The sequence below is a fragment of the Hahella ganghwensis DSM 17046 genome (genome assembly GCF_000376785.1).
Lineage (GTDB): Bacteria > Pseudomonadota > Gammaproteobacteria > Pseudomonadales > Oleiphilaceae > Hahella > Hahella ganghwensis.
On record NZ_AQXX01000144.1, the window covers coordinates 1 to 14,783 of the forward strand.

Sequence of the window (14,783 nt, forward strand, 5' to 3'; positions counted from 1 at the left end):
GATCGCTGAGGTTATAAAATAGCTGCATGCAGTGGACACGAAGCATGGTGGATAACGGATACGGAGGGCGGCCGTTCTCGCCCTTGGGGTAATAGCGGGCGATCTTCTTTTCCATGCGTTTCCATGGGATCAGCTTATCCATTCGCTCCAGAAAGATTTCCCGGCGGGTCTTACGCTTCTTATTCTGGTATTCAGCTTCGGAGAAAGTCATCTGATCCATGGATAGTATTCCTGATGAGTGAAGTTGGCCGTATTATGACTGATTTGGGGAGTTATTCAGAGCCTCCTTAGGTGTTGCAAGATTAGCTGAGCGACTTGGTCTTTCTGAGTTCACTACGGAAGCTGAGCTTCATACAATCTTGGGTAATATGCGGATAGAGGGGTACAAGGAATCTACAGACAATATATATAAGAATGGCTATTACTCTTTTCTAACCTTCATAATGGCGGAAGGCACTGAAAGCGCACTTTGGGTTGACCTAACCGAAGGAAAGCCAATTCTCGATATATATGAGACAAGACTTAAAGACACTATAGAAGGACGTGTACGAAATTACTGGGGACACGGTACGCGGCGTGATTACGAGATTGTTTCGGAGTCTGGTGCGACTATAACAGGTGGGAATAACATCTTTATTGAGGACCAAGAAGAATTTAGTGGACTTTCCAAAAGTGGGGACTCGTCTTCATTTTTTGATTCTATCCTTAGGGCATTTGGTCCAACTCATAGTATCTCGCTAATTGCAGACTCCCTCTATCTGACTGAATTATTTCAAAGGGTTGATCCGACCAAAACACGCGCTGAAATTGAAGAATTATACAAAGCAAGTTCTAATGAAAAAGCCAGTAGGACAGCTGGATCTGTTGAAGCCCATTCTCTGGAAAATATTCTAGATCCCTTGGGTGGGATGTTTTTTGGTGATAGTTGGACTGAGACACCGGTAGACCCTACCAGTGGGGGGTTTGCCGACATCGAGAATCGCAATGTCTATCATGACAATATTTCAAGGGTTCGAGAATATCTTAGCAATGTCTACGGCATTACAGATGCCACTGCGGGAGCAACCAGCCCTCTTCAAATTATCTCACTTGTTGGAATGTCTGCTGAAGGTATTGCGGAGCTGGCAGAGACCGATATTGCCTATCGTTATGCTTTAGTGGAACTGAACCCTTTCGCTGTGGTTGGTGATCCAGGTATTTATGCTCAACATAACTCGAATGGCGAGTTGGAACTGGAAAACTTTACCAAAGAGTACCTTCAGGATCGTGCAGAATATTTGGCACTTTATATCCAGCGAAACCAGGCTGATACCGATGAGCTAAGTTATATACCTGAAGATGGCCCTAAAGCCACGGAGGAAGGCGTCTATCAAGTTGGCCAAGGTGAAGGAATCGTTATAGATCATGACAAAGACATCACGATTTTCGGCTCTAATGTTGATAAAGATGTCTTTAACCCCAACGAGCCTGATTATACCTATTCTAGTAAGGTCATATTTGCTAGTGAAGATGGCGGAGAGTTGAAGGCTCTTAAACCTGGTAGCAGTAGTACTAACCCAGGAGGATCAATAACTAATGACCGTCTATACGGTAGCATTGGCGAAGACATTATATATGGATATCACGGATCGGATTTACTTGTCGGAGGCAAAGGCAACGACACTCTGACCGGTGGCAAACATAATGATGTTCTGATGGGGGGAGCTGATAGCGACACCTATGTTTATGAAACTGGTGATGGGAGGGATGTGATCCAGGATATTGATGGAATCAATATCCTCAGAATTAATGGTAAAACAGGTTTTACTGCAAAACAGGTAGCCAGAGATGGAAACATTTATCTGGATGAAGATGGTAACACCTACCTGTATATTAAAGACGACAATATCCTGATTGTATCGCTGAAAGACGACCCGGAAGGTGGATCTATTACGATCAATGGATTTGATGCAATCAACAACTTCGGCATCACCCTAGAAGACTACCAAGACCCCGAAATACCGACCAACGACGATGACGTCTATGTTGTGACCAACGATATTGAAACCCGATACGGAGACAGAAGTCAGGCGGGTCAGGGGCATATCAACGATAAGAACATTACCTATGATGCCGCTCAGTATTGGGATTATGTGGATACGAATGACATCTACAAATACCGGTTCGAAGGAGGTAACAAAGGAGACACGCTGACGGGTGGGCAGTTTATGGACCACCTGATGGGCCGGGACGGTGATGATGTGATTTCCGGCCTGGCGGATATTGATCGAATCGAAGGCGGTTTAGGGAATGATTATATCCAGGGAGGCGATGGCATTGATTTTCTGGCCGGAAATATCCTGCAGCGGTTGAACAATGGCGAAGTCAAAGGCAGCTATGTGGCTGAAGCGGCCGACTCCAGTGATCATATTGATGGTGGTCTGGGTAACGATCACATCAGCGGTGATGAAGGTGACGATGTACTGATCGGCGGTGCCGGTGAAGACAATATTGCTGGTGGCGAAGGGGCTGATACGATCTCCGGTGGAGACGATAAAGACACGATTTTTGGCGACAGCCGCCGGGAATACATTACCGTCAACACTGTTACCGAATACATTGAATCCGCTGATCCTGAGGTGAGTTATAACGACATCATCAGTGGTGGTGGCGGGGACGACATCATCCTCGGTGAGATTGGTGACGATACCATTGATGGCGGTGAGGGAAATGACTGGATTCAGGGGGATCGGCACCATTCTGCGGATCAACTGGAAATCAACGGCGAAGCTGACCCCACGTTTAAGCAACTGGATGCGTCGCTGCACGGGAATGACACCATCTATGGTGGCGCCGGTGAAGATGAAATCCAAGGAAATGGTGGCAACGACACTATCTTCGGTGGCATCGATAATGACCACATCTGGGGGGATGATAATGATGGCCTGGAAGGCCAATATCATGGTTCTGACGTTCTCCATGGAGATGCTGGTGAAGACCAGATTGTGGGCGGCGGTGGTGATGACACGATCTATGGCGGCACGGAAAATGATTTCCTGGCCGGAGACACGGCCATTGATGAGTATGGCAACTACAACCTCTCCGGTGAATTCCACGGCAAAGACACCTTACACGGCGGCGAAGGCAATGACGACCTGATCGGCAGCGGCGATAACGATACGCTTTATGGTGATGAAGGCAATGACACGCTATATGGCGACAGCCAGTTTGATAAAACCACCACCACGATCGTCATTGGCGGAGAAACGTTTGAGTTAACTCAGGTGGGTGACTACAAGCTGGACACGCAATATCACGGTGATGACAAGCTCTATGGTGGTATTGGTGAAGACAAGCTGTATGGCGGTGCCGGTAAAGATTCTCTCTACGGTGGTGCCGATAATGACATTCTTTATGGCCAGGAGGGGGATGACCATCTATACGGTGGTGCAGGTGTGGATAGCCTCATCGGTGGTGAAGGGAATGACGTGCTGGACGGCGGTGCCGGAAACGACACACTGATTGGCGGCGAAGGTTCCAATACCTACCACTTTGGCTATGGCAGTGGCCAGGACACTATTCATGCGGAATCAGGGGCCACTGACACCATTGTCATGGGGACAGGTATCCGCGCCGGCGATTTGCAGGTTTATCGCGCGAAAACCAATCCTGATCAACTCTATATCAAACTGAATGACGCTGACGGTTTGCTGCTCAGTGGATTTTTCTCGGGCAATGACGGCGTCACGAAAATTGAGTTTGGTGATGAGACCTTCTGGACCCGGCAGGATCTGATCAATTTTACCATGCAGGGCTCTGACGGGGATGATTATATTGTCGGCAGTCCAGACGGCTCCGATTTGAGCGGTGGTGCCGGAGACGATCATCTGATCGGCCAAGGTGGTGATGATACTTTGGTTGGCGGTGTCGGTAATGACACCCTGGAAGGGGGCGGTGGCCATAATACCTTTGAACACGGTTCCGGTGACGGCCATGACACCATTCTTCTGGATGGTGGCTCCAGCAGTAATACTGTGAAGTTTGGGAGCGGCATGACCGCCGACAACACCCGCCTTTCCCGCACTGGCGATGACCTGACCATTGGCGGAACCGAGTCGGATGGTGACGTCACTGTGAAAGATTTCTTTAAAGGCAATGCTCCCAATGAGCTGTCGGCATTAACGTTTGTGACCGGTGAGACCTGGGATTATGACGAAATCACCAAGCGCACCAAATTTGTGGGTATCCCCGGCTACTATGACCTGAAAGGGGACAGTGAAGACAATATTCTCTACCAGGGCGAAAGCCTCGGAAACGCCTATGGTGGTGGCGGGAATGACATTATTTATGGTGGAGCCAATATGGAAAGGCTCTACGGTGAAGATGGTAGCGATCAAATTTATGCTGCAGACGGAGGGGACACTGTCTATGGCGGAGAGGGTGCGGATTTTCTATACGGTGAGGCGGGCAATGATACCTTGGAGGGAGGCGCCGGAGATGATGAACTATATGGTGGTGACGACCAGGATATCCTCCGTGGTGGCACGGGTGAGGACAAGCTCTTTGGTGGTGCCCAAAACGATCGGTTATACGGTGGCGATAATAATGACACCTTAAGAGGGGGCGATTACTCCGATACCCTTTATGGTGACGATGGCGACGACCATCTCTATGGTGAGGCGCATACAGATACCCTTTATGGCGGCAAGGGTGACGATACCCTGGATGGTGGGGAAGGCTCAGATCTTCTCTACGGCGAAGCCGGTGAGGATACCTTGTCCAGTATTGGTGGTTCGGAAGCGAAATGGGCAAGCCTACTGGCGGGCGGCGAAGACAACGACACTTACGTCATACGCAAAGGGGACAACTGGCTTAAGATCGATGATGCTTTGGGTATTAACACCATCGAACTGGATTCTGAGTTTGATGTGCAGAATATTCGGTTGTCTGGTGGCACCGAGGGTTACGTCTATTTCATGTTAAGTGACACGGATGTGTTGCTGATCAATCCTGATCAATTCAGTCACCTGAAGTTTAAGCAGGGAGAAGATGAGTACTCGGCCGATGACATCCTGGCCATCGCGGGAGATCCGGTGATCAGTTTCGAAGGTGGGCACTGGAAAGGTACACCTCTGAACGACAGAATGATAGGTTCAAATTACAAAGAGGATTTATACGGCGAAGCCGGTGATGATGTCATCGAAACTCTCGGAGGGGATGACAAACTCTACGGTGGCCTGGGTGATGACACCCTGATTGGTGGTAAAGGCGATAACACCTACCGCGTCTTTGCTGGTGAGGGTAACGATACCATTGAACTCACCAAGGGTGAAGACAGCACGTTGCAATTGCTCAATGTGGCCAGCATTGATGACCTGTCGCTCAGCATGGAAGGCGTCGATACGGTTATCACGTTTAATACGACCGGTGAAACGCTTCGCATCAAAGGTCATTTCGACGCGGAAGTCGGGGGCTTTACGGGTCTTCGCACGTTCATGCTCTCCGACCGGAAAGTCCGTGGAATCTCCCAGCTCATCGGAGATCAGTTCAGTTCTCTCACCACTGGAGATGACATCTATCTGGGCAACAACGAAGACGAGCAACTGGAAGCTTTGGACGGTAACGATTTCGTCTATGGGTTTGGCGGCAACGACACCATCGACGGGGGAAGCGGTGCTGATACGTTATCAGGAGGAACAGGCTCCGATACCCTATTAGGAGGAGAGAATAATGACAACCTTTACGGTGGCTCTGAAGATGACAAGCTCATTGGCGGTCAGGGTAATGATACGTTGGATGGAGGGCAAGGCACGGATACCTACCTCTTCAATTTGGGAGATGGCGTGGACCACCTAGTGGTAGACCGGAATGATATTATTACTTTTGGTGAGGGAATTTTACATCAAGACCTGAAGCTGGTTAGTCGCTATGGAGACGTTCAGCAAGGGGGGATTGAAGTCCACTACACTGATACTGACTACATCGTACTGACTCCTGGTGCAGCGGTGAATGAGGTCCAGTTCACCAACTCTGACGGCTCTCCCAGCTCAATGAGTTGGAAACCGTTTTTATCCCTGGGAGAGACCGTTTACGGCAAAGATCTGGATTTAGAACAACCGGAAAAAGTGTGGCATGTGTACGGGAGTACTGCATCATCGACTCTTTATGGTAGTTCTTATTATCGGGACACCATCCATGGCGGAACGGCCCATGAGAAGATTGAGGGAGGGTCTGGTATAGATACTCTCTATGGTAATGATGGCAATGATGAAATTCTGGGAGGCACTGGAGCAGACTTTTTGTATGGAGGCGCAGGTAACGATAAGTTAACAGGCGAAGCTGATTGGCAATGGACTGATCCTTACCCGGATGGCGATACCTTCGATGGAGGAACCGGAAACGACACCATGTACGGGTCGACAGGCCGAGACCAGTACATTTTTAGAGTTGGTGATGGAAGCGATGTACTGCATGATGCGGGTAACGCTGACTTGGTCACTTTTGAAGATCTTCGTTTCGACCAGGCAACCTATCTGAGAGAGGATGCCGACCTTGTCATTCAATATGGAGAGTCAGATAGTTTAAGGATCAAAAAGTTTTTTGTTGCAGGGGAAGGCCTGAACACTCTTGGAACAGGAACTATCGAAACCTTCAAATTCTCTGATGGATATAAGCACGACGAGGATATCCGTTCTTTACTGAGTAATATTAATAATACGGCACCCACCGTCGAACAAGGCATTAGCGACCAAAGTGTCAACGAAGACTATCCGTCTTTCTCCTTCTCCATCCCAGGCGATGCTTTCAGTGATGCGGATAACGACTCACTGACCTATAGCGTTGATCCGGCCAGCTTACCGTCTTGGCTAAGCTTCGACGGCACCACCTTCAGTGGTACGCCGGAGAATGACGATGTGGGCAGCTTCTCCATTGAGGTGGTGGCCTCAGATGGTCAGGCGTCGACGTTCACCACGTTTACCATGACGGTGGTGAATGTGAATGATAAACCGGTGGTGGATACCACGATCAGTGATGTGTCCTCAGAAGAAGGAAGTGACATTGGCTTTACTTTGCCGGTAGATGCCTTCACCGATGTCGATGTGGGTGACACCCTGACGTATTCAGCGACACTGGCAGACGGTAATGAGATACCTGCCTGGTTGTCATTTGACCCTGTGTTGAGGCGGTTTGCAGCGAACGATGCTCCTGCGGGTGTGTATTCGATCAAGGTGACGGCGACAGACAGCAGTGGAGAACCTGCTGAGCAGACATTTACTCTGACGGTGGCAGAGGTGAACCATGACCCCATTGAGGATCAGGGCATCGGTGACCAAAGCGTCAATGAAGATGAGGTATTCAGCTTCCCCATTCCAAGTAGCGCTTTTAGTGATGTGGATGGTGATTCACTGACCTACAGTGTTGACCCAGCCAGCTTGCCGGCTTGGTTAAGCTTCGATGGCACCACCTTCAGTGGTACGCCGGAGAATGACGATGTAGATAGCTTCTCGATTGAGGTGGTGGCCTCAGACGGCCAGGCGTCGACCTCTACCACGTTTACCCTGACCGTGGTGAATGTGAATGACAAACCGGAGGTAAAAACCACGATCAGTGACGTATCCTCAGAGGAAGGTAATAACATTGACTTTGCCTTGCCGGAAGAGGCTTTCGTCGATCCGGATGCGGGTGACACCCTAAGGTATTCAGCGACACTGGCAGACGGTAATGACATACCAGCTTGGTTGTCATTAGACCCTGTGACAGGTCGGTTTACAGCGAACGATGCTCCTGCGGGCGTGTATTCGATTAGAGTGACGGCCACTGATAGCAGCGAAGCATCGGAATCACAGACATTTACTCTGACCGTGACCGAAGTCGACGACAGTGGTGAGCTGAATGTGATTCAAGGCACCCGTTTCGACGAAACACTGACCGGTACGGCTGGTAATGATCATATCCTTGGTGAATTTGGTCGTGACACCATCAATGCCGGCGCAGGGAACGACGTGATCGACGGTGGCGGCAGCAACGACAACCTGTTCGGTGAAGCCGGTAATGACACCTTTGTCATCCATGGTTCAGATAACGACACGGATCGCATTTCCGGCGGAGACGGCTATGACCGTATCGAAGGCAGCACTGGAGATGATGTGATCAGTCTGGTGGACTTCGAAAACGAATACCGGGTGGAAGAGATTGATGGGGTTTCCGGTACCGACAGTATCGTGGGCACTCGTTATGACAATACCCTGGACTTCAGCGAAACCACACTGAAGAACATTGCGTTTATTGATGGTGGTAGCGGTAATGACCGAATCACCGGTTCTTCAGACGACGATATCATTATCGGCGGCGAAGGTAGTGATGTTCTGAGAGGTGGTGCCGGTGATGACGTGTTCAAAGTGGATGGCCATAACAACGGTACAGACCGCTTTGGCGGCGATGCCGGTTATGATCGCGTTGTGGGTGGTGCCAATGATGACCTGATTGGACTCTTGCACTTTGAGGGTGATCTGAGAGTCGAGGAGATTGATGGTGGTGCGGGCACCAACACAATTATTGGGACCAAGTACGGTAACACCTTTGACTTCAGTGAGACCACACTGATTAACATCCAGCACATTGATGGTGGAGACGGTGATGATGTGATCACGGGTTCTGCTGGCGATGATGTCTTGATTGGTAGTGGTGGCCGAGATCGTCTGTCTGGAGGGATGGGTAACGACAGCATCCACTACGATGCTGAAGATAGACTCATCGATGGCGGTACGGGGAAAGACCGCTTGGTGGTGATGACAGATGGCCTGACGGATCTATCTGCTGCTGACCAATATGAGCACATTCAAAGTATTGAAGTGATTAGTCTGGAAGCTGCCACAGCGAATACGATTCGGTTGTCGGCACAAAGCCTGCTGGCGATGACGGATGCTGATAACAACCTATACATCCATCCTGGCGAAAATGGCACAGTAGAGTTAACTGACTCAGCTCAGTGGACTTCACAGGGCAATGTTGAGATGGATGGACAAACCTATCAGCATCTGACGAATGGCGGTGCAAACCTCTATTTGCTGGGAGAGAACCAGGGAGGCATGGGTGATAACGAAGCACCTCAGATAGATCAGGGGATCGGCAACCTAAGCGTCAATGAAGACGATCCGTCTTTCTCTTTCTCGATTCCAGGCGATGCCTTCAGTGATGCGGATGGTGACTCACTGACTTATAACGTTGACCCAGCCAGCTTACCGGCCTGGCTAAGCTTCGACGGCACCACTTTCAGTGGTACGCCGGGGAATGACGATGTGGGTAGCTTCTCCATTGAGGTGGTGGCCTCAGATGGTCAGGCGTCGACGTTCACCACGTTTACCATGACGGTGGTGAATGTGAATGATAAACCGGAGGTAAAAACCACGATCAGTGACGTATCCTCCGAGGAAGGAAGTGGCATTGGCTTTACTTTGCCGGAACAGGCTTTCGTTGATCCAGACGCGGGCGACACCCTGACGTATTCAGCGACACTGGCAGACGGTAATGAGATACCTGCCTGGTTGTCATTTGACCCTGTGGCGAAGCGGTTTGCAGCAACGGATGCTCCTGCAGGAATGTATTCGATTAAGGTGACGGCCACCGACAATAGTGGAGAAACTGCTGAGCAGACATTTACTCTGACGGTGACCGAAGTTGATGACAGTGGTGAACTGAATGTCATCCAGGGTAGCTATCGGGATGAAGAACTACAGGGAACAGCCGGTAATGACCATATCCTTGGCGAGTTTGGTCGCGACACCATCTATGCCGGAGCTGGGAACGATCTGATCGACGGTGGCGGTAGCTATGACAGGATGTTCGGTGAAGCGGGCAATGACACCTTTGTCATCCATGGTTCGGATAATGATACGGATCGTATTTCCGGCGGTGACGGCTATGATCGTATCGAAGGCAGCACCGGAGATGATGTGATCAGTCTGGTGGACTTCGAAAACGAATACCGGGTGGAAGAGATTGATGGGGTTTCCGGTACCGACAGTATCGTGGGCACTCGTTATGACAATACCCTGGACTTCAGCGAAACCACACTGAAGAACATTGCGTTTATTGATGGTGGTAGCGGTAATGACCGAATCACCGGTTCTTCAGACGACGATATCATTATCGGCGGCGAAGGTAGTGATGTTCTGAGAGGTGGTGCCGGTGATGATGTGTTCAAAGTGGACGGCCAGAACAACGGTACCGACCGCTTTGGCGGCGATGCTGGTTATGACCGCATTGTGGGCGGCGCCAATGATGACCTGATTGAACTCTTGAACTTTGAGGGCGGCCGTGACGCTCTGCAAGGTGGTTCAGGTAACGATACCTACGAATTCTATCAGGGACATGGTAGTGACTGGGTGCAAGACAATGGTGATCTCACCGACACCGATACTGTGCAATTTAAGGATGCGTTGCATGGCGATCTCTGGTTCAGCCAGCAGGACAACTACCTGGTGATTGACGTGCTGGGATCAGGCGATCAGGTGAAAGTCACCAACTGGTATACGGACGAAACCTCTCATATCGAGGAAATCCATGCAGGCGATCAGGTTCTGTATAAATCCGAGATCGATGCGTTGGTCAATGCCATGGCGACATTTGGGACGCCTTCCGGAGGAGAGATGAACCTGTCGGAAAGCCAGCAAAGTGAAGTCAATAACGCCATTGCGGCGGCTTGGCAACCGGTGGCTTGATCAGTAGAAGCATTGCTGAAATACAAAAAAGGGCAAGGTGAAAACCTTGCCCTTTTTTCGTCTTATGTCTTTATTACACGCAATTCTACCAAGACGCTGATCTCTGCGTTATTGATTCTTCCCATGCCTGAATCTACCCAGGAGCAACAAGCCGGTTCCCAGTAGTGCCATGGATGCTGGTCCATCAACAAAATGCAGCGTAATGCCTTCAGGAAGAGCAGAAGATGCGGATGGTCCTTGCCCTGTCTCTTCGTAGGCCCAGAAGGAAAAGGCCTCGCCATTTTCCCAGACACCTGAGAGATGACCTCCAGTGTAGCTGAACTCTTTACCGTAGATATTGACTTGAGCATCGTCATTCAGAATCAGCCAACTCAGGTCATCGGCAAAGGTTATGTTGGCCACAGATTGGTCGTAGAGTCGTAACCAGGAAATCTCACCACCGAAGATGTTTATGGTGGATTGCTTCAGTCCAGTCAGGTGGGCGAAATCACTCCCGGTCTCTGCAGTGATGGCAGATTGGTCTTCGGCACTTAAATAGCTTATTTTTGAACCTGGATTAGCTTCGAAGCGAGACTCGTTGTAGGTAGTCACCCGATCAATATCAGCGCCGGTGGTTGCAATGGTCCTGGATGAATCATAAGTGGTAACTGAGTTGTATTGAGAATCAAGAATCAGTTCGTTATCGTCAATATTCACCGCAGCCTTTACGGGGTCTTCCGTCATAGGTAAACCATGGGTGAATGATGCTGCCGTGAAGAGGCTAAGGCCTAGAATCCTGTTGAGTGTTTTCAACTTCATACTCCTAATGAAGGTGGTTTTTCTTTATACCTATCGTATAGAGCTTTCCGGTGTTTGATCGCGACGAAGCATTTTCCTGGACCACTTAACTTTCAGAACTGGTCATCACTGACAGCTGTGCTAAAGGACCTGTTAGGAAACGAGTTTTATACCGGATGAAAGCTCTACCACTAATCTTGTGTTAGTGATTGATAGTGTTGATGTCGATAAAAAAGCGATGGAAAGTGTATGTCAGAGCGCTCTGACATGGCCCATTAAATCAGGCGTTAATCCATCGGCGCGGATTTATGACAGAATGATATTTCCCTGTCAACGAAAGAACATTTAAGTTTTGGCAAGCCTGAGGCAGTGTCGCTGTAAAGTGCTATTCTCTTTATATCATGGCCGACAATCCAATAAGGTGGATGGTTATGAAAGACGAACACACCCGGAATCCTCGTTCTGGAGAGACGCAACCTGAAGCATTTGTCGAAAATGCTGATCACGCCGTTGTGTTGCTAGGGGTGATTCGTCAACTGCTCGAAGACACCTATCCGGGTTCAAAAACACTTAAAGTCAGGTTAGAAAGCTCTCTTGATCGTGATCTGGGTCTGGATAGCTTGTCGAAAGCTGAATTGATTCAGCGGCTGGAGCACGCTTTCTCTGTGACCTTACCCGAGCAGGCACTTACCACAACAGAGACGCCGGAAGACCTCCTGAAGATGATTCAAACTGCCACCGAAGGGTCGCTGGAGACTTGGGATCATTCTATCTTTGACGCGGAAGAAAATATGCTTGGAGATGTGAATGACGTTCCTGAGGGGGCTGAAACGCTCACCGATGCATTGCAATGGCATGTAGATCGACATTCGCAAAGGCCTCATATTTATCTTTATGGTGATCAACAAAATCCACAGATTATTAATTACGGGGATATGCTCCGCTTGGGGAAGGAAATCGCTGCCGGACTTCAGGGACTGGGGATCAGGTCGGGTCAGACCGTTGCAATTATGTTGCCAACGGGAAAAGACTATCTTGCAAGTTTTATCGGGATTCTTCTGGCCGGAGCCATTCCGGTGCCGATCTATCCGCCTACTAATCTATATCAACTGGAAGATCATCTAAAGCGCCATGTGAAGATTCTGGCGAATGCCCAGGTGGTCGTGTTAATCACTATACCGGAGGCGGGTAAGGTGGCAGCTTTAATGAAGGCGCAGGTTGAGTCGCTTGATAAGGTGATATCGCCTGACGAACTAAAGTCAGTCAATGCCATCTATCATAGAACGCCAGTTAATACGGACGATATAGCATTTTTACAGTACACCTCGGGCAGTACCGGACAGCCTAAAGGAGTCATGCTGACCCACCGTGATCTACTGGCGAATATCCGGGCTATGGGGGAAGCGGCTCAGGTGGACTCGACGGATATATTTGTCAGCTGGTTGCCTCTGTATCATGACATGGGATTGATTGGTGCCTGGTTGAACAGTCTTTACTACGCAGTGCCCTTGGTTCTGATGTCTCCGCTAGCCTTTCTGGCTCACCCGGTGCGCTGGTTGCAGGCAATCAGTCGTCATCGTGGAACGATTTCCGGAGGACCGAACTTTTCGTTTGAGTTATGCCTGACAAAAATTCCCGACAACGAATTGGCTGGAATTGATCTTAGTAGCCTGCGAATTCTGTTTAATGGTGCTGAAGCTGTGAGTCCGGGAACCTTGGATCTGTTTACGAAAAAATTTGCGGTTTGCGGTCTGCGACCGGTGGTTATGGTGCCTGTATATGGGCTCGCGGAAGTTGGGGTCGGGCTGGCCATTCCCCCAATTGGACGTTTTCCGATTGTCGATCGCGTCCAGCGTGATCCCTTCACTACGAAAGGTGAGGCTATACCGGCAACGGCAGATGATGAAAACACAATATCTTTTGTTGCCTGTGGTCATCCTTTGCCTGGTTATCAAATTCGAATTGTGGACGATCAGGGGAGAGAACTTCCGGATCGGCATCAGGGCCATCTGGAGTTTCAGGGGCCATCGGCAACTTCCGGATATTATTTGAATCCCGAGGCAACAAGTCGCCTCTACCACGGGGAGTGGCTGGATTCAGGGGATCTGGCCTACATTTCTGGTGGCGATGTCTATTTGACAGGAAGGACTAAGGATATCGTCATTCGTGGAGGCAGAAATATCTATCCTCACGAGTTGGAAGAAGCTGTAGGACAACTTGAAGGTATTCGCAAAGGATGCGTTGCTGTATTTGGCGTGCCGCGACAAGAATCAGGAACAGAGTCGCTGGTGGTGGTTGCTGAAACACGTGAGACGGAGGAGGCGGTCAAGCAGCAATTGTGTAAAGACATTATCACCGTCACAACGGAGATACTGGGTTCTGCTCCGGATGACGTGGTGCTGGTGTCACCACATACTGTTCTTAAAACCTCCAGCGGAAAGGTGCGGCGGGCTGCTGTGAAAACTTTATACGAAACTCATGGCCTCAATAGAAAACCTCAAAAAATCTGGTGGCAGTTACTTCGGTTGTCTATAGCCGCCAGGAAGCCGGCCATGCGACGTTTCCTTTTGGCAATACGAAAATCCTGGTATGCAGGGTATGTCAGGGCTCTTTTCTGGATGATGGCCCCTTGTGTTTGGGTGGGCATATTTTTCTGTACTCAAACAAATCAAGCTCGTGTATTTGTGCGCAGAGTAACCAGGGCGTTTCTAAAAATGGCCGGATTGCCGATGTCTGTAGAAGGGCTTGAGTACCTGTCACCGGATTGCGCCTGCGTGATCGTGGCTAATCATTCCAGTTATCTGGATGGACTCGTGATAACGGCCGCACTGCCAGCCAGTTTTGGGTTTGTGGCTAAAGGTGAGCTGAAAAATCACTACTTTGCGAGGGTGTTTCTGGAGCGGTTGGGCACAGAATTTGTTGAACGTTTTGATAAACAAAAAGGTGTGGCAGATGCCAGAAAAACGATCAAAACCCTCCAGGAGGGGCGATCCCTGATCTATTTCCCGGAAGGTACCTTTACCCGCATGCCGGGGCTATTGCCGTTTCGCATGGGGGCCTTTGTGGCGGCTGTGGAAGCCGGGGTTCCGGTCATTCCCATGACAATTAGAGGTACCCGTTCAATCCTGAGGGGGGATGATCTCTACCCTCATAAAGGAAAGATCAACATTCGCTTGTTCCCTGCTATCCGACCGGACGGCAATGATTGGAGTGCGGCAGTAAAACTGAGCGCCGATGCCAGAGCTGAAATTTTCCGGCATTTGGATGAACCGGATCTGGGAGCTGAAAAAACATTGATTTAGGCTT

4 protein-coding genes are annotated in these 14,783 nt (G+C 49.7%); 2 read left to right on the top strand and 2 right to left on the bottom strand.

What is annotated here, in order from left to right; translation table 11 throughout:
* Positions 1-220, bottom strand: a 220-nt coding sequence (locus F566_RS0129960) for an IS5/IS1182 family transposase (RefSeq protein WP_020409876.1), incomplete at its 3' end; no start/stop codon positions are given.
* Between the two features lie 688 nt (positions 221-908).
* On the opposite strand from F566_RS0129960, the gene F566_RS0129965 reads away from it, so the two are divergent.
* Positions 909-10,700: a putative Ig domain-containing protein gene (locus tag F566_RS0129965; RefSeq protein WP_169334468.1), complete on the top strand. Its 9,792-nt coding sequence runs from the start codon at positions 909-911 to the stop codon at positions 10,698-10,700.
* Between the two features lie 108 nt (positions 10,701-10,808).
* Here the strand turns inward: F566_RS0129965 and F566_RS0129970 are convergent, their stop codons facing one another.
* Complete coding sequence (locus F566_RS0129970; protein WP_157497218.1) at positions 10,809-11,492, bottom strand: hypothetical protein; 684 nt, start codon at positions 11,490-11,492, stop codon at positions 10,809-10,811.
* A 416-nt stretch (positions 11,493-11,908) separates the two neighbouring features.
* Here F566_RS0129970 and F566_RS0129975 point away from each other — a divergent pair, with 416 nt between their 5' ends.
* A complete protein-coding gene (locus F566_RS0129975; RefSeq protein WP_020410753.1) occupies positions 11,909-14,779 on the top strand; it encodes an AMP-binding protein in 2,871 nt (956 codons plus the stop codon).
* Positions 14,780-14,783: the final 4 nt, after the last annotated feature.

Excerpts from the sequence above, each read along its gene's own strand:
- F566_RS0129965 (WP_169334468.1), top strand. The coding sequence starts at position 909 with ATGTTTTTTGGTGATAGTTGGACTGAGACACCGGTAGACCCTACCAGT.
- F566_RS0129975 (WP_020410753.1), top strand. The coding sequence starts at position 11,909 with ATGAAAGACGAACACACCCGGAATCCTCGTTCTGGAGAGACGCAACCT.